This is a genomic window from uncultured Oceanisphaera sp., from assembly GCF_947495715.1.
Taxonomy (GTDB): domain Bacteria; phylum Pseudomonadota; class Gammaproteobacteria; order Enterobacterales; family Aeromonadaceae; genus Oceanimonas; species Oceanimonas sediminis.
On the sequence record NZ_CANLZU010000001.1, the window covers coordinates 1 to 17,445 of the forward strand.

The window sequence follows — 17,445 nt, forward strand, 5'->3', positions numbered from 1 at the left end:
AACAGAAACACCCTTTGACTCAACATTATTATTCAGTGAAGAGCATATAAAATCTTGACGTCCAACAGAGTATCTACGAAATACGGCGGCCGTAGGCGCCGCTTTCCCCCGCACAGCAAAAAGGCCTGCCGGTTACCCGGCAGGCCTTTTAATCGCGGTGTGAAGCGGTGATTAACCGTTCAGACGCTTGTCGTTACGACGCGGTGAACGCGGCTTGCGATCGTCGTTGGGACGGAAGCTGCGACGGGGCAGCGGGCCACCCTCGTACTTGGCCAGGTTCAGCGGACGCTGACAAACACGCACGTTCTGCAGTACCTTCTGCACGTCGGCAGTCATGCCTTCCGGCAGATCAACGGTAGAGAAATCGTCGTGAATCTGGATCTGGCCGATGTAACGGGATTCCAGATCCGCCTCGTTGGCGATGGCACCCACCAGGTGACCCGGCTTGACGCCGTGTACCCGACCCACGTCTACGCGGAAGGTTTCCATGACCACACCGGACACATCGTCACGGCCGCCACGAGGGGTACGCGGACGCTCGCTGCGTTCGCCACGCTCACGGTTTTCACGTACATCGGGACGACGAGCGGCCTGCGGACGATCTTCCATGAACAGAGGACGGTCACCCTGCAGCAAACGGGCCAGACCGGCGGCCAGCTGAGAGCTGTCCATGCCTTCGGCCTGCAGCGACTCGATCATCTCGACGAACGGTGCCAGTGATTTCTCATCGGCTTCAACGCTGACACGCAGACGAGTCTTGAAGCGCTCGGCACGGATCTTGTTGATCTCGTCGGCAGACGGCATCTGCATTTCTTCAATCGGCTGGCGAGTATGACGTTCCAGGTTGTACAGACCGCGCTTTTCACGACCGGTTACAAACAGGATGGCGTCACCTTCACGACCGGCACGACCGGTACGACCGATACGGTGTACGTAAGACTCGTTGTCGTGCGGCATGTCGAAGTTGACCACATGGCTGATACGCTCGACGTCCAGACCACGGGCGACGACGTCGGTGGCTACCAGTATGTTCAGACGACCGTTTTTCAGACGCTCGATCACCTTTTCACGCAGTTTCTGCGGAATATCACCGTGCAGAGCTTCACAGGCGTGACCTTCACGACTCATCATGTCGGCCAGATCTTCGGCATCTTTACGAGTACGCACGAATACCAGCATGGCATCCATGTTTTCGGTCTCGACCAGACGGCACAGACCTTCGTGCTTGTTCATGCCACGCACAAACCAGTAACGCTGACGAATGCTGGAGTTGGTACGGGTCTTGTTTTCGATGCGCACTTCTTTCGGGTTTTTCAGGTACTTTTGCGCAACACGCTGAATGGCCGGCGGCATGGTGGCCGAGAACAGGGCAATCTGACGGGTAGACGGAGTCTGTTCCAGAATCCATTCAACGTCGTCGATAAAGCCCATGCGCAGCATTTCATCTGCTTCGTCCAGTACCAGTGCTTTCAGATTGTCCAGCTTCAGGGTGCCACGACGCATGTGGTCCATCACCCGGCCCGGGGTGCCGACCACGATGTCGACGCCGCGCTTCAGGGCGCGAATTTGCGAATCATATGCCTGGCCACCGTAGATGGACAGAATACGAATGTCTTTGCGGTACTTGGCGTAGCCTTCGAAAGACTCGGCAACCTGAATGGCCAGTTCGCGAGTCGGCGCCAGTACCAGTACCTGCGGGGTGGCATTGCCACCGGTGATGGTGCTCAGCAGCGGCAATGCGAATGCCGCTGTTTTACCGGTACCGGTTTGAGCCAGACCCAATACGTCCTGACCGCTTAACAGAGTAGGAATGGCGGCAGCCTGAATGGCAGAAGGCGTCACGTAACCGGCATCGGTCAGTGCTTTTAAGACTTCAGGGGCCAGACCCAGCTCGGTGAAAGCAGGTGCGTCGGTAGCAGGTACAATAGAAGTATTTGTCATTTAACAGTTCCGAATTAATAGAATGTCGGCGGACTGATACAGTAAAAGGCCAGGGACAACCTATTCTCGCCAAAGACGAGGGTTTCCCTTTACAGAGTGTGTTTAACACTAAGATTCACAAGGCTAATCTGGCCGTTTTTGTCTCAACACCGCCATGGTTAACGTTCCGGTAAAAACCAGTCCGTCTTTCTCATCATGGATGTCGATCTGCCAGACTTGTGTCGTCGCGCCCAAATGGAGGGGACGGGCAACCCGACAAGGGTCGCGTCGTTTGGCGCGGACGTGATGCGTTATGTTCCTAAAAAACGCAATATAACCCGCTTCAACGCACATATTTTGGCAGCTACTAAAACCCAGGGTCTTGGCGAATACATCTGATGCATCACCACGTAGCATGCCGAATAGGCGGGTTATTACGATGTTCAAGCAACACATTACGGCTTGAATATCGTGACCCACATCACAAAAGGTCATGCCCAACTGGGCTGAGGGCGCATTCTCTGTTAATTGGGGGGAATTGTCCAGCGTAAATTCATCTTTCCACATATTTAACTGCAGGGAATAGGGATTGGGAATAGGGAATAGGGAATAGGGAATAGGGATTGGGAAAGGTCCACTCCCGATTCCCTAATCCCTATTCCCCGCCTAACCCCTGCCCCTCTCTCAACGTCGGCTTTTTATCTTTCCAACAATGAAAATCAGCAGGACGGCGCCGAGTACCGACATGATCAGGGAGCCAATCACGCCGGTAGCCGCCAGCCCCAGCAGCCGAAACACCACGCCGCCGAGAAAGCCGCCCACCAGGCCGACCAGAATATTGCCCAGCAGGCCGAAACCCCGCCCCTTCATCAGGTTACCGGCGATCCAGCCCGCCAGACCACCGATAATCAATCCCAGTATCAATCCCATTATTTCTCCTTATTCGAAAATATTGTGAGGGGTGAGGTGTGAGGTGTGAGGAGCACAAGACCGAATCTGCAGACCCTGTGTGTTTCCCCTCTCTCCTCACACCTTTCCCCTCACATCCTGCGTCAGACTCAAGCCAACAAGCTTAGCAGCGCCTGCACCGGGTGTTTGATGTTTTGTCCTTCGATGCGCTTGACCTGACTGCGGCAGGAAAAACCGGTGGCCATGCACCGGTCGCGCGGCAGTTTGTTCATCGGCTCGGCCCAGCTCATGCCATACAGCTCTCTGGAACCTTCTGCATGCTCCCGCTCGTGGCCATAGGTGCCGGCCATGCCGCAGCAACCCACGGCCACCGGCTCCAGTTTGGCGCCCAAATGGGCAAAGATCCGGCCCCAGTCCTGATGAGTAGCCGGCAGCGCGGTTTTTTCGGTGCAATGGGCAAACAGATACCAGGGCTCGCCAGCCGGCGTTCTGGCCGGCAGCCGCTCCAGTTGTTGCAGCAGCCACTCCTGCGGCAGCAGCACCTCGAACTCGCCCCGGGCCGGACCCAGCACCTTGGTGTATTCGTCCCGATAACAAAGCACCAGCGACGGGTCGACGCCCACCAGCGGAATGCCGAGCCGGGCCAGATGGTTGAGGAACTGAGCGCTGTCGGCGGCCATGCCGGCGAAGCGACGCAAAAAGCCTTTGACGTGGGCCGGCTTGCCGTTGGGTTTGAACGGCAGCACCACAGGGTGGAAGCCAAGCGCGGTGGCCAGCTGTACCAGATCGAACACTACCCTGGCATCGTAGAAGGAGGTGAAGGGGTCCTGCACGATCAGCAGGTTTTTTGCCTTCTGCTCATCACTCAATGCCTGCAGCTCGGCCATGTCGAACCGCGCCGCCGGGCCGGTTGCCAGCAGGTTTTTCAGGCTGGGGTCGCTCACCAGCGGCATGTCCACCATGCCCAGCAGCGAGCTGGCGCCGCGCTGCACCCATTTGTTGCTCATCACCGGGTTGACCAGCCTGGGCGCCTTCGCCATCCAGGGGGTATAACTTTCGACCCAGGACACCATGTAATCCTTGGGCGGGCGCTGATAGCGCTGGTGATACAGCTGCAGAAAGCGGGCGCGGAAGGTGGGCACATCCACCTTGATCGGGCACTGGCTGGAGCAGGCCTTGCAGGCCAGACAGCCGTCCATCGCCTCTTTCACTTCGTGGGAGAAGTCGTATTCGCCCCGGCTTTTCTGCCAGGTGTATTTCACCCGCTCCACCAGGCCCTTGACGCTGGCACCGCGGCTCATTACCGCCGCTTCTTCGGCCATGGGATCGAAACCCTGGGCCGCCAGCTGGCGCAGCCATTCGCGCACCAGACCGGCCCGCCCCTTGGGCGAATGGCGACGGTCGGCGCTCAGCTTCATCGAGGGGCACATGGGGGAGCGCACATCGAAGTCGAAACACAGGCCGTTGCCGTTGCAGTCCATCGGCTGGGTAAAACCGTCGCGCACATTGACCGGAATCTGGCGGTCATAGAAACCGCGCTTGGTGGCGTCGACCGACACCAATTGATCCAGGCTGTCGAGCGGAGTGCAGATCTTGCCGGGGTTGAGCCGATTGAAGGGGTCGAAGGCCGACTTGATGCGACGCAGCTCGGTAAACAGGGTTTCACCGAAAAAGGTGGGGCTGTATTCGGAACGATAGCCCTTGCCGTGCTCGCCCCACATCAGGCCGCCGTATTTGGCGGTAAGCGCGTTCACCTGGTCGGAGATTCTGCGCAGCATCACCTCCTGCTCGGGATCCGTCATGTCGAGCGCCGGACGCACGTGCAGCACGCCCGCATCTACGTGGCCGAACATGCCATATTGCAGGCCGTGCTCATCCAGCAGGGCACGGAACTCGACAATATAGTCGGCCAGGTTTTCGGGCGGCACCGCGGTGTCTTCCACGAAGGCGATCGGCTTCTTGCGGCCCTTGGTATTGCCGAGCAGCCCTACCGCCTTCTTGCGCATGGCATAGATACGGTTGAGCGAGGCCAGATCGTCACACACCTGATAGCCGATGATGCCCGCCTCGCCCCGCTCGATCAGGCCATCAAGCCGGGCACAGAGCGCCTCGACCTTCTCGCGCTGGGCGTCACCGTCCTGATCGGCGTATTCCACCATGTTGAGGCCGTCCATCACCTTGCCCGGCACGTCCTGAATGAGATCGCTGACCGAATGCCAGATGATGTCTTCCCGCGCCAGACCCAGCACTCGGGAATCCACGGTTTCCACCGACAGTGCCTTGGCCTCTACCATCAGCGGCGCGTTGCGCAGCGCCGACTGAAAGCTGTCGTACTTGACGTTGACCAGGGTGCGATAGGTCGGGATGGGAGTGAGATCGAGCCAGGCTTCGGCAATAAAAGCCAGCGAGCCTTCGGAGCCGCACAGGATGCGGGTCAAATCCAGGGTATGGCTGGCCTTGTCATAGACGTGCCTGAGATCGTAGCCGGTAAGGAAGCGATTCAGCTTGGGAAAACGTGTTTCTATTTCACCGGCATGCCCGGTCACGCTGTGATACACACAGCGATAGAGCTCCGCCTCCCGGCTGTCTTCTTCCAGTTTCTTGTCCAGCGCCTCACCGGAGACGGGGCCGGTTTCGATGATGGTGCCATCCACCAGCACCGCGGTGACGCCCAGCACATGATCCGAGGTTTTACCGTAGACCAGGGAGCCCTGACCGGAGGCATCGGTGTTGATCATGCCGCCGAGAGTTGCCCTGTTGCTGGTCGACAGGTCCGGAGAGAAGAAGAGGTTGTGCGGTGCCACCAGCTGGTTGAGTCTGTCTTTGACCATGCCGGTTTGCACCCGAACTCGGCGCCCGTCCGCATCGATGTTGAGCAACTGATGCATGTGACGGGACAGGTCCACCACTATGTTGTCGTTCAGCGACTGGCCGTTGGTACCGGTGCCCCCACCGCGGGGGGCAAACTTGATGTCCTGATAGGCGGTTTTGGCCGCCAGACCCAGCATGACCACCAAATCCTGCGTCGAGCGCGGAAAAACCACCGCCTGTGGCAGACTCTGGTAAACACTGTTGTCGGTGGCGACCGCCAGCCGGCTGGCATAGCTGCGTTCAATATCGCCACGAAAGCCGCTCTCGGCCAGTGCGTCGAGAAAAGCAAAATAGGTAGGGGTTATCTGCTGCTGCAGATCTATCCTTGGGATCATAACGGCCTGTTCCCTGTTATTCGTTAAATACGCCCGGAGTGGCGGCCAGTATACACTCGGCAGTAATCACCGACCAGACGAGGTCTGGTATCGAAGCCCGACAGCTCGGTTAAAAGTGACACCCCCACCCCGCCTCCCCCTGGGGAAAGCCCGCAGTCATATCTGCGGCCCCGCTGCCAAGTGGGAGGAGCCGTTCCGTATCGATGGTAAGCTCGGCGCCGCTCAGCTCCCTCCCCTTAGGCTCGGATTGCGCAGAACCACAGCGAGATGCAACGCAAGGGGAGGGTTAGGGAGGGGTTACTGCAAAATACCTGCATTTTCTGCCGTTTCGATGTCCAGTCAGAAATGACACCCCCACCCCGCCTCCCCCTGGGGAAAGCCCGCAGTCATATCTGCGGCCCCGCTGCCAAGGGGGAGGAGCTGCCCGGCGCCAGCTGAAACAGCAGCCAATCCCTAATCCCCAGTCCCTAATCCCCTCGGTAACCCGCGTTTAACGTCCGGTCTTTTTGCCGCCGGTGCGGCTGCCTGGCCGGGCATTTGAACGCGAGCCGGGCCGGCCGGCCCCAGGCGGAGCTGAACGTCGATCGCGTCCGCTACCGGTCCTGGCCGGTTTACCACGGCTGGCCGTCGCCGGTTTGTCCTTGATGCGCGGGCCCTGGCGGGCGGCTTTGGGCTGTTGGAGAATGGAGGCTTCTTCGGTTTTACTCGAGTCACCGATCATGCTGTTGATCAGCGCCAGCTCCCGAGGCGTGACTTCACGCCACTGACCGGACTTCAGTCCGCCCAGCTCGATGTTCATGATCCTCACTCGTCTGAGGCTGGTTACGCTGAAGCCCAGGTATTCGGCCATGCGGCGGATCTGCCGGTTCAGGCCCTGGGTCAGGATGATATTGATGGTCTTGGGACCGACCTTTCTGACCTTGCAGGGCTTGGTCACGGTGTCGAGTATCGGCACCCCGGCGCTCATGCGGGCAACAAAGTCGTCGGTGACTGGCTTGTCCATCGAGACGATATATTCCTTCTCGTGGGCATTGCCGGCGCGCAGTATCTTGTTGACGATATCGCCGTCGTTGGTCAGCAGAATCAGGCCGCAGGAAGGCTTGTCGAGCCGCCCGATGGGAAAGATACGCGCCTTGTAGTTGACCGCATCGACGATGTTTTCCGGAATCGCCCTGTCGGTGGTGCAGGTAATGCCAATCGGCTTGTTGTAAACCAGATACACCGCCTTCGGCTTGGCGCGCAAGGGCTTGCCGTTGACAGTCACCTGATCGGCATCGGTGACCTTGACGCCCATGCCCGCCACGTCGCCATTGACCGTGACTCGGCCCTGCTCGATTAACCGGTCGGCTTCACGCCGGGAACAGATGCCGGTTTCGCTGATGAATTTATTGAGGCGGGTCGCGCTCTTGTCTTCGCTCATGGGGTCGGAGATCTCTTGCTGTCGCCTGCCCGGGCAGGCGCTATGATGAAAAGCGGTCAGTGTAAAGTTGCCGGCAGTCGCTCGCAAGCCCGACCGCTTCATGTCTCGTGTCGGACTCCGTCCTATAGCCAACGCCGCACCCGACGGCAGTAATCATGATAATCGGCACCAAATTTTGCCGCCAGCGCCCCTTCTTCCGCCCCTATCTGTACCCGGTTCATATAACCGACAAACAACGGCAACCACAGCAGACCGAGGCCATTACCGAGCCAGACGGCCCAGGCCAGCAACAGCAGGGAGTCGCCCAGATAAACGGGATTGCGCGAATAACCAAAAATACCATTAGTCACCAAATTGCTAGTCTTGCCCGGGTTGAACGGCAATACCGTCGTCCGGGCCCGGTGCAATTGCCACACCGCCAGCAGCATCAGCGCCAGCCCGGTCAGCATGATAAGGATCGCTATCCCCTGCTGCCCGAAAAAAGAGACCGTCCAGTGGCTCGCCTGTTGCTCGGTCAGCCACATCATGGTGGCCGTCAGCGCCAGCACGGCCGGCGGGGGTAACCACAGGAGTCGACTTTGCCTTGGCGTCATAGCGGAAAGTCCCGCCGATGGAAGGCCGTTACCGGTAATGCCACCGACTCGTCGACTCGCTCTTGCCGGGTGTTGATGGCGGCTGCCGACTCCGGCTCGATCATCTGCCTCTTTACGCCGGTATCGGTCGACGCCGACGCGCCCGACTGCATCCCTGCCGGGGGGCTGGCCGCTTGTTTGTCTGCGTTATTCTCTTTCGGCTCCTTGTCTTCCGCGCCATCACCGGGCTCCGATGCCCAGTGATGGCGGCTGATACGCAACGCCTGATACAGGTCGGGATAGACCTGAATACCTTCTTCCCCGACCCGAATACCGGCCTGTTTCAGCCAGTGCGTCATCTGACCTCGCCTTCCGGCCATCACCATATGTACCCCGCGTCGTTTCAGTTCTTTATGAAGCTCCCCCACCATGCTCATTACGCTGATATCCTGATGGGTAAAGCAGGAAACCGCATCGATGATCAGGCACTTGGGCGGATGATGCTCACCGCCCAGCAGCAGCAAGACCCGCCGCTTGAAATAGGCGGCGTTGAAGTAGGTCAGCGGTGAATTGAAGCGATAAATCAGCACCCCGGTGATGGCCTTGACTTCTTCGTTATGGCCCAGGGTATGCACTATGCCTTCATCGTTCATGCCCATCAGTTGATCGGTCGGGCGCATCACATTGCGCAGAAACTGGAACAGGCCCAGTAGCACCGCCAGGGTAATGCCGGGGATCACCCCCATGAACAACACGCTGGCAAAGGTAATCCAGGCCAGCCAGAAAGCCGATTTATCCGAATGGCGCAACGCCCACAGACCTTTGAAGTCGGTCAGCGACAACGACGCCATGATCAGCACCACCCCCAGGGCGGCGGTAGGAATGTACTGCAACGGCGCGGTCAGAAAAAAGGTCACTACCGCAATCACCAGCGCCGCCACAATGGAGACCAGCTGACTCTTGCCGCCGTTGGCATCGTTCACCGCGGTCCGCGAGTCGGCGCCGCTGATGGCAAAGCCCTGAGACATCGCCGACGCCAGGTTGGCAAAACCCAGCGCCCGGAATTCCTTGTCGGCATCGATATCGTAGCCGTTCTTGGCGGCAAAGCTGCGCGCCGTCAGCATCATGGACACAAAGCTCACCATGGCCAGGTTAAGCGCCGGCAGCACCAGCTCCCGAATCAGACCCGGAGGAAATTCGGGAAGCTGCAGCTGAGGAATGCCGCCACTCAGGGAGCCGACCACCGCCACCTCGAGCCGCGAAGGATCCAGCCCCCACAGCAGGGTGGTGGCGACGGCCAGTCCCAGCAGGGAGCTGGGCCACTGCGGCCGAAAACGCCGGCTCAGCAGCATCACCACCAGCGTCAGCAGGCTGATACTCAGGGTCGAAGTATGGATATGGGAGACATAATCGGGCGCCGCCAGCAGTCGTTCAATCAGACCCGACTGGGTAAAGCTGAAGCCGAACACGCTGGACAACTGACCGACGATAATGGTGATGGCCACCCCGTTCAGCAGCCCCATCAGAATGGGGCGGGATAAAAAGTCGGCCAGCACCCCCAGCTTTAATCGACTGGCCACCAGACACCAGAAACCGGTCATGGCGGTCATGGTCATCACCAGTTGCCAGTGGCGGGTAGGATCCCCCGCCGCCAGCGGCGTGACCACGGCGGCAATGACCGCACAGGTGGCCGCATCCGGGCCGATAATCAGCTGACGAGAGGTGCCGAACAAGGCGTAGGCAAGCATAGGCAGAATACAGGAATAGAGCCCGACCACGGCACCAACACCGGTCAGCTCCGCGTAGGCGATGGCCACCGGTAGCGCCACTGCCGCTACCGATACCCCGGCCCGCACATCCGGCAACAACCAGGCCCGCTGGTATCCCAGCAGGGTGACCAGCCCCGGCATCCATCGTCCCAGAGAGAAAAAGTTGTTCATTTTTCAACCAATTATAATTATTTGTTTATATTTCATTATAGGGTGAGCCTCGGTGAAAATACCTGTTCATCTTTATTTGAACACCTTAAGTAAGATCTCATCACCGATGTGGAATGACGACAGCACCATGCCTGTTATGCTGCATGACTTATCACCCTACCGTCAGCATCATTTCGCTCCTCCGCTTTATTGGTAAAAAGAACCCGGCGCATAAAAATGGAAAAGAGTCCCCGTTATTTTCTGTCCTGCGAACTCGATGTATGTTTGAATCATTCTCTTCAGCTCAGACCATCTATCTATTCTTTTTATCAGCGCAGGTCCCATGGCATGACAATCCGCATTCTGATTTGTGACGACTCCGCCCTGGCGCGCAAGCAAATGGCAAGAACACTGCCTTCCGACTGGGACGTACAGATCCGGTTTGCCAGCCAGGGGAGTGAAGCCCTTGAGCTGCTGCATAATCAGGGTACCGATGTCTTGTTTCTCGATCTCAACATGCCGGTACTGGACGGTTACGGCGTATTGGAGGCCATCAGGAAGCAGGAGTTGCAGGTCATCACTGTGGTGGTTTCCGGTGATATTCAGCCTCAGGCAATGTCGCGGGTCAAGGCGCTGGGCGCCATCGGTTTCATCAAGAAGCCCATCGATACCGACGAGCTGACCCGGCTGCTGACCGAATACGGGCTTTATCAACCCAATAGCGGCGCCCGCCAAACGCCGCCCGAGGCCTTGCCCTCGCTCACGCTGTCGTTGCAGGATTACTTGCAGGAGTTGGCCAATGTCGCCATGGGGCAGGCCTCGAACCTGCTGGCCCGGCTGCTGGATGTGTTTATTCTGCAACCCGTTCCCAAGGTGGCGATGATCGCCCGCAGCGAACTGAGCATGGCGATTTCGGCGGTAGAGGGCAACAGCCAGTACTCTGCCGTTTGCCAGGGGTTTGTCGGTGCCGGTGTGTCCGGCGAAGCACTGCTGTTGTTCTCCGATTCCAGTATCGAGGCCATGGCGCGTTTGCTGCATTATGACGAACCCGATAATCCGGCTCCGGACATGGAAATTCTGATGGACATGTCGAGCATACTGTTTGGTGCCTTTCTCAAGGGACTGGGCGATCAGCTGGATATCCACTTCGGGCTGGATCAGCCAACCATTCTCGGACAACACCAGCAGCTCGAGGTTCTGCTCGAACATCATCGTCAGCAGGCCGAGCAACTGTTGTGCATCGAAATTCCTTACGAACTGGAACAGCAACATATTTCCTGCAACCTTCTGGTGCTACTGACAGAAGACTCGGTCAACCGGCTGGAGCAACGGTTGATTTACCTGACGGAGTAAACCATGTCTCTCGACAAACTGGATGCACATGCCTTTCACTTTCTGGTGGATATGCTGGAGTCGGTCGAAATCGGCCTGGTGGTACTGGATCTGGACTTCCAGATACAGCTGTGGAATGGCTTCATGGAAAACCACAGCGGCCTGACCTCGACCGCAGTTCGGGATAAAAACCTGTTCAGCCTGTTTCCCGATCTGCCCCAGACCTGGCTGCGCCGCAAGGTGGACACCGTGGTCACTCTGAAAACCCGGGCTTTCACCTCCTGGGAGCTGCGTCCCTACCTGTTTCGCTTTGGCACCAGCCGTCCGGTCACCGGTACCGAGCCCATCATGTATCAGAACCTGACCATCAGCCCGCTGGCCGAGCCGGATGGCAGCGTAAAGCGGGTTTGCCTGATGATCTACGATGTCACCGATGTGGCCAGCAGCCGACTGGCGCTGGAACAAGCCAACAAAAAGCTGGCCCGGCTGAGCATCACCGACAACCTGACCGGCCTGCTGAACCGGGGCGCCTGGGAAAACCAGCTCGATAGCGAGTTTTCCCGATACCAGCGCTATGGCCATCCCTGCAGTCTGGTGCTGATCGATATCGACAACTTCAAGTCAATCAACGATCGATATGGTCACCCGGTCGGTGATGAGGTGATTCGTCACCTTGCCGCCACCATTCGCGCCGTCTTGCGCAGTACCGATCAATCGGGGCGCTACGGCGGCGAGGAATTCGGCATTATATTGCCGGAAACCGATACCGAAGGCGCCGTGGTCATCGCCGAACGTCTGCGACAGGCCGTCGAAGCCGCGGTGATAACGACCCGGAACATGGAGATTCGCTATACCATCAGTTCCGGAATTGCCACGCTGAATAACGCCATTCCTCATGCTACCGAATGGCTAAGCCGCTCCGACACCGCGCTGTATGCCGCCAAACATGCCGGCAAAAACCGGGTAGAGGTCGCCTGACGCAAGCAACGCCCGTTACGGTTGACGTTGTTATCACTGTACGCTCGAACATCATGACCGACAAACGAACCCAATAAAAAGCCCCGGCGGGTCATATCCGGCCGGGGCTTTTGATGATTATCGACGCGGCATCAGGCCAGTTCGATCACCTCGAACTCGACTTCGGGGCTGACGTCGGCATCGTAATCCACGCCGGTCAGGCCGAAACCGAACAGACGCAGAAACTCGTCCTTGTAGCCCTGATAGTCGGTCAGCTGGTAGATGTTGTCGTCCTGTACCTGGGCCCAGATCTCGCGGCAGGCGTTCTGTACTTCGTCACGCAATTCCCAGTCGTCCAGACGCAGGCGGTTCTGCTCGTCGACCGGCGCCTGCTCGCCGCTGTAAAGGCGGGTTTCAAACAGACGCTGAATCTGCTCGATACAGCCTTCGTGAATGCCCTGCTCTTTCATGATCTTGAAGGCCATGGAGATATACAGCGGCATGACCGGGATGGCGGCGGAGGCCTGAGTCACCACCGACTTCAACACCGCCACATGGGCGTTGCCGCCTTTGGCCTTGAGCTTGGCATCGATAGCGTGGGCGGCGCGATCCAGATCTTCCTTGGCCTTGCCCAGGGTGCCGTGCCAGTAAATCGGCCAGGTCAGATCGGTACCGATGTAGGAATAGGCGACGGACTTGGCACCGTCGGCCAGCACACCGGCATCGGCCAGCGCGTTCATCCACAGTTCCCAGTCCTGACCGCCCATTACCTTTATGGTATCGGCAATTTCCTGCTCGTTGGCCGGCTCGACCACGGCTTCTACCAGCACGTCCTTGTTGGTGTCCAGGGCGGTAGACTTGTAGGGTTCGCCAATCGGCTTGAGGGCGGAGCGCACCAGTTCGCCGGAGTCGGGCATTTTGCGTACCGGCGAGGCCAGGGAATACACCACCAGGTCAATCTGACCCAGATCCTGTTTGATCAGCTCGATCACCTGATCGCGGCATTCGTTGGAGAAGGCATCGCCGTTGATGCTCTTGGCGTACAGGCCTTCTTCCTTGGCGACCTTGTCGAAGGCGGCGGCGTTATACCAACCGGCGGAGCCGGTCTTTTTCTCGGTGGCCGGCTTTTCAAAGAAAACGCCAATGGTGGCGGCACCGCTGCCGAAGGCGGCGTTGATGCGGGAAGCCAGACCATAACCGGTGGACGCGCCGATCACCAGTACCTTTTTGGGACCCTGTTCAAGCTGGCCCTTGGCTTTGACGTAGGCGATCTGCTCGCGTACATTCGCCTCACAACCGACCGGATGGGTGGTGGTACAGATAAAGCCACGGACCTTGGGTTTGATGATCATAAAGATGTTTGCCTCGGTTATTTCTCGGATAGACGCTAAAGATACCTTATTCCGAGACAAAAGTGAGGCCTGACGTGTTTCATTGCTGTAAGCGTTGAGCCTGTCTCTTAGTCACAACTCTGTCAGCCCATAAGATATGCTCAGAGGCAACTGGGTAGCCTCTTCCGACACGCTAAACCGCATCCCTGCGACGCTCAGCACATGACGTCCTGTCATGTGATGGTCGGCTGAGGCTATCCCAGTCACCTCTTTTTAGGCGCCGAGTCGTCGGTGAGCACCACTGACAGACCACTCCTTGGTTGAGCACGGAGTTGACGTTCAGTATCTGACAGGCAGCACAGCAGCTTCACGAAGTGGCAGCGGGGATTGCCGGAGCCGACCGTTAAATGCCAGGGACGGCATTTGCCGAGCGTCCCATGGATGGGCTTGAAGCGTGTCGGCGGAGCGCAACCGCGCTGCTGCTTCGCATGGCGGTCATTCTCAATGACTTGTGACTAACTAAAAGACAGGCTTACAGCTGCTATATCTTCGTGCTCAGCGTGATAATGCCGAATAAAACGCAGAGAGAACATATGTTTACCCTTCGCCCCTATCAGCAGGATGCGGTGAATCGCACCCTGGAGTATTTTCGTCGTCATGACGATCCGGCGGTGCTGGTGCTGCCCACCGGTGCCGGCAAGAGCCTGGTAATCGCCGAGCTGGCGCGCATCGCCCGTGGTCGGGTGCTGGTGCTGGCGCACGTCAAGGAGCTGGTGGAGCAGAACCACGCCAAATATCAGAGTTACGGCCAGCCCGCGGCGATCTTCTCCGCCGGCCTCGGCCGGAAGCAGGCCCACACCCAGGTGGTGTTCGGCTCTGTGCAGTCGGTGGCGCGCAATCTGGAGCATTTCGCGAACTTCAGCCTGGTGGTGATCGACGAATGCCACCGGGTATCCGATGACGACGACAGCCAGTATCTTAAGGTGATCAAACACCTGCGCCAGTCCAATGCCCGGCTCAAGGTGCTGGGCCTGACCGCCACCCCCTATCGGCTGGGACTGGGCTGGATTTACCAGACTCATTATCACGGCATGGTACGCAGCCGCTCAAAACGCTTCTTCAAACACTGCCTCTTCGAACTGCCGCTGCGGCTGATGATCAAACAGGGCTATCTGTGTCGGCCCGAGCTGATAGACGCCCCCGTGGTGCACTATGACTTTTCCCGCCTGTATGAGCAGGGACTCTTTACCGAGCAACAGCTGGAGAAGGAGCTGGCGCGCCAGCCCAGAGTCACCCCGCACATAGTGCAGCAAATTCAGGACTACGCCGCCGACCGGGTCGGGGTCATGGTGTTTGCCAGCACGGTACGCCACGCCGCCGAGGTGGCCGGCCTGCTGCCGAAAGAAGAAACGGCGCTGATCACCGGCGACACTCCCGGGCCGGAGCGGGATGCCATTATTCACCGCTTCAAGGCGCGAGAGCTGAAGTATCTGGTCAACGTCTCGGTGCTGACCACCGGCTTCGATGCCCCCCACGTGGATGTGATTGCCCTGCTGCGTCCCACTCAGTCGGTGGCGCTTTACCAGCAGATCATCGGCCGGGGCCTGCGTCTCAGCCCCGACAAGACCGACTGTCTGGTGCTGGATTACGCGGGTAACAACATGGATATCTTCGCCCCCGATGTGGGCGAGCCCCGCCCCCACCCGGACACCACCCAGGTGCAGGTGCTGTGCCCCGCCTGCGGCTTCGCCAATATCTTCTGGGGCAAGACTGACAGCGACGGCCGGGTACTGGAACACTTCGGCCGCCGCTGTCAGGGCCTGTTTGAGAATGACGAAGGCGAACCCGGTGAGCCCTGCGGTTACCGTTTTCGCTTCAAGTCCTGCCCCCAGTGTCTGGCGGAAAACGACATCGCCGCCCGGGAGTGCAACGACTGCGGCCACCTGTTGGTGGATCCGGACAAGAAGCTGAAAGAGGCACTGGCGCTGAAGGATGCGCTGGTGCTGCGCTGTGCGGGCCTGAGCCTGGCAGAAAGCAGCGGCAAGTTCGGACCGGCACTGAAGGTCACCTATCACGACGAGGATGGCACCGAGCTGCAGCAATGGTATGCTTTCGACAACAAGGGTAGGCGCGGTCGTTTTTTTCTGGAATTTGTGCGCCCGCATTGGCCGGCCCCCGGACTGGAGCCGGAGTTTGCCTCGCTGGCAGAAGTCGTGGCCTCGGCCTCGCGCTTTCGTCACCCGGACTTCGTGATTGCCAGAAGCCATAAACGCGGCTGGCGAATAAAGGAAACCCTGTTCGATTATCAGGGCCGGTTTCGTACCGCCCACTCCCTTTAACATGCTCGTTACCGTGAAGGCCCATGACCTTAAAGAGAAGTATGCATCGTTATATAACCGGCCTTGCCGCCATCATCTTCAGTGTTTCCGTGCAGGCAGTCACGCCGCCAGAACACGGCCAGGCGGCCTGGATTCTGGCCGATGCCGCCACCGGCCAGATAGAGTCGGCCCATAATCCGAATCTGCTGCTGAAACCGGCCTCGACCCAAAAGCTGGTTACCACATTGGCCGGCGCCCTGGCGCTGGGCCCAGACTGGCGTTACCAGACCCGCGTTCACTACCGGGGCAAGCTGCAAAACGGCAAGCTGGTCGGCGATCTGCTGATCGATTTCGTCGGTGATCCCTCGTTGACCAGAGAGCAGTTGCGCGATCTGCTGAAACGCACCGGTGTGCGTCAGGTAAGCGGCAATGTATTACTCAATCAGCAACGTTTCGGCGGCTACGATCGCGGTAACGGCTGGTCGTGGAACGATTTGAGCGTCTGCTATACCTCGCCGGTATCGGCGCTGATCCTGGATCGCAACTGCGTGCAGGGCGCCCTCTATGCCCGCACCGGACAGGCGGCCCGCGCGACCGTGCCGGCGCATCAGCCGGTGAAGGTCAGCGCCCAGGTCGAGGTGCTGAGTCGTGCCGAACAGAAGCGCCGCTTCTGCGAACTGGAAGTGGACATGAGCCCGCCCAACCGGTATCGCCTCACCGGTTGTATCGGCCCACGCAAGGATCCCTGGCCCCTGCGCTTTGCCATTCAGGATGTGGACGCCTGGGGCGAGCAGCTGACGCGCTGGGCCCTGAGCCAGGCCGGCATTCGCGTATCCGGCGGCATCAAGGCCAGCCGCATCGAGGCCGGTGACTGGCCCGCCCTGGCCCATCACCACTCGCCCGAGCTTCGGGAACTGAGCCGTCGGATCCTGGAGCATTCCGATAATCTTTATGCCGACAGCCTGCTGCGTACTCTCGGTGCCGAGCACTTTAATCAGCCCGGCAGCTTCCGTAACGGTACCCAGGCGGTGCGCGACATTCTCAAGCAGAAGGCCGGCATCGATCTGGGTCCTTCCTGGCTGGCGGATGGCTCGGGGCTGTCTTCCCACAATCTGCTGCGCGCCGACGATCTGCTGGCGGTGTTGCTGGTAATGGCACAGGATCCCCGCGCCAACTGGCTGATGGGTGTGTTGCCGGTCAGCGGTGAAAGCGGCACCCTGCGCTATCGTCGCAGCGTGCTCGGCCCGGCACTCAAGGGCAAAATCATGGCCAAAACCGGCACCATAGCCCATGTGCAGAATCTGGTCGGCTTTATCGATACCGATGGCGGCCGGCGCAAGGCGTTCGTGCTGTTGCAGAATGGCTTGTCCATCAGCCCGCAACATGAAAAGAACATTGCCGCCGGCCAGGGGGAATGGCCCGCCCGGCGCTTCGAGCGCCGCTGGCTGGAGTCGGTGGTGACGCCAGATTCCATTGTTAAAACCAATCAATCAGCAACAAACTAACGATTTATAGAACGAGAGCACCGTCCTTATACTGTGCCTGTTAAATGAATGAATAA

11 protein-coding genes and 1 pseudogene are annotated in these 17,445 nt (G+C 58.9%); 4 read left to right on the forward strand and 8 right to left on the reverse strand.

The genetic code is table 11. From position 1 onward, the window contains the following. Nucleotides 1-171 precede the first annotated feature (171 nt). From Q0753_RS00005 to Q0753_RS00035, 7 genes and pseudogenes are all read right to left on the reverse strand, one after another. On the reverse strand, nt 172-1,941 hold the full coding sequence (locus Q0753_RS00005; protein WP_298715508.1) for a DEAD/DEAH box helicase: 1,770 nt from the start codon (nt 1,939-1,941) through the stop codon (nt 172-174). 123 nt (nt 1,942-2,064) lie between these two features. Further along, on the reverse strand, nt 2,065-2,487 hold the full coding sequence (locus Q0753_RS00010; protein WP_298715510.1) for a hotdog domain-containing protein: 423 nt from the start codon (nt 2,485-2,487) through the stop codon (nt 2,065-2,067). Between the two features lie 117 nt (nt 2,488-2,604). Next, nucleotides 2,605-2,850, reverse strand: coding sequence for a GlsB/YeaQ/YmgE family stress response membrane protein (locus Q0753_RS00015; RefSeq protein WP_298715512.1), 246 nt, complete (start codon nt 2,848-2,850; stop codon nt 2,605-2,607). A gap of 128 nt (nt 2,851-2,978) precedes the next feature. Then, the gene (locus tag Q0753_RS00020) at nt 2,979-6,035 is read right to left on the reverse strand and encodes an FAD-binding and (Fe-S)-binding domain-containing protein (RefSeq protein WP_298715514.1); all 3,057 of its coding nucleotides are present in this window, start codon (nt 6,033-6,035) and stop codon (nt 2,979-2,981) included. A gap of 490 nt (nt 6,036-6,525) precedes the next feature. Continuing rightward, nucleotides 6,526-7,455: a 23S rRNA pseudouridine(2604) synthase RluF gene (rluF, locus tag Q0753_RS00025; protein WP_298715516.1), complete on the reverse strand. Its 930-nt coding sequence runs from the start codon at nt 7,453-7,455 to the stop codon at nt 6,526-6,528. Nucleotides 7,456-7,577: 122 nt separating this feature from the next. After that, the gene (locus Q0753_RS00030) at nt 7,578-8,048 is read right to left on the reverse strand and encodes an isoprenylcysteine carboxylmethyltransferase family protein (RefSeq protein ID WP_298715518.1); all 471 of its coding nucleotides are present in this window, start codon (nt 8,046-8,048) and stop codon (nt 7,578-7,580) included. A 245-nt stretch (nt 8,049-8,293) separates the two neighbouring features. Then, a pseudogene (locus Q0753_RS00035) lies at nt 8,294-9,967 on the reverse strand (SulP family inorganic anion transporter); the annotation flags it as partial. Between the two features lie 327 nt (nt 9,968-10,294). On the opposite strand from Q0753_RS00035, the gene Q0753_RS00040 reads away from it, so the two are divergent. Next, a complete protein-coding gene (locus tag Q0753_RS00040; RefSeq protein WP_298715520.1) occupies nt 10,295-11,299 on the forward strand; it encodes a response regulator in 1,005 nt (334 codons plus the stop codon). 3 nt (nt 11,300-11,302) lie between these two features. After that, nucleotides 11,303-12,256, forward strand: a complete 954-nt coding sequence (locus tag Q0753_RS00045; RefSeq protein ID WP_298715522.1) for a sensor domain-containing diguanylate cyclase — start codon at nt 11,303-11,305, stop codon at nt 12,254-12,256. Nucleotides 12,257-12,387: 131 nt separating this feature from the next. Here Q0753_RS00045 and fabV read toward each other — a convergent pair whose 3' ends face one another. Then, nucleotides 12,388-13,587, reverse strand: coding sequence for an enoyl-ACP reductase FabV (gene fabV / locus Q0753_RS00050; RefSeq protein WP_298715524.1), 1,200 nt, complete (start codon nt 13,585-13,587; stop codon nt 12,388-12,390). A gap of 572 nt (nt 13,588-14,159) precedes the next feature. Between fabV and Q0753_RS00055 the strand changes: the two genes are divergently transcribed. Next, on the forward strand, nt 14,160-15,905 hold the full coding sequence (locus tag Q0753_RS00055) for a DEAD/DEAH box helicase (protein WP_298715526.1): 1,746 nt from the start codon (nt 14,160-14,162) through the stop codon (nt 15,903-15,905). Between the two features lie 41 nt (nt 15,906-15,946). After that, a complete protein-coding gene (gene dacB / locus Q0753_RS00060) occupies nt 15,947-17,389 on the forward strand; it encodes a D-alanyl-D-alanine carboxypeptidase/D-alanyl-D-alanine-endopeptidase (protein WP_298715528.1) in 1,443 nt (480 codons plus the stop codon). The last annotated feature ends 56 nt before the right edge of the window (nt 17,390-17,445 follow it).

Excerpts from the sequence above, each read along its gene's own strand:
- Q0753_RS00015 (WP_298715512.1), bottom strand. The coding sequence starts at position 2,850 with ATGGGATTGATACTGGGATTGATTATCGGTGGTCTGGCGGGCTGGATC.
- fabV (WP_298715524.1), bottom strand. The coding sequence starts at position 13,587 with ATGATCATCAAACCCAAGGTCCGTGGCTTTATCTGTACCACCACCCAT.
- Q0753_RS00010 (WP_298715510.1), bottom strand. The coding sequence starts at position 2,487 with ATGTGGAAAGATGAATTTACGCTGGACAATTCCCCCCAATTAACAGAG.
- Q0753_RS00045 (WP_298715522.1), top strand. The coding sequence starts at position 11,303 with ATGTCTCTCGACAAACTGGATGCACATGCCTTTCACTTTCTGGTGGAT.
- Q0753_RS00030 (WP_298715518.1), bottom strand. The coding sequence starts at position 8,048 with ATGACGCCAAGGCAAAGTCGACTCCTGTGGTTACCCCCGCCGGCCGTG.
- Q0753_RS00020 (WP_298715514.1), bottom strand. The coding sequence starts at position 6,035 with ATGATCCCAAGGATAGATCTGCAGCAGCAGATAACCCCTACCTATTTT.
- Q0753_RS00005 (WP_298715508.1), bottom strand. The coding sequence starts at position 1,941 with ATGACAAATACTTCTATTGTACCTGCTACCGACGCACCTGCTTTCACC.
- Q0753_RS00055 (WP_298715526.1), top strand. The coding sequence starts at position 14,160 with ATGTTTACCCTTCGCCCCTATCAGCAGGATGCGGTGAATCGCACCCTG.
- rluF (WP_298715516.1), bottom strand. The coding sequence starts at position 7,455 with ATGAGCGAAGACAAGAGCGCGACCCGCCTCAATAAATTCATCAGCGAA.
- Q0753_RS00040 (WP_298715520.1), top strand. The coding sequence starts at position 10,295 with ATGACAATCCGCATTCTGATTTGTGACGACTCCGCCCTGGCGCGCAAG.
- dacB (WP_298715528.1), top strand. The coding sequence starts at position 15,947 with ATGCATCGTTATATAACCGGCCTTGCCGCCATCATCTTCAGTGTTTCC.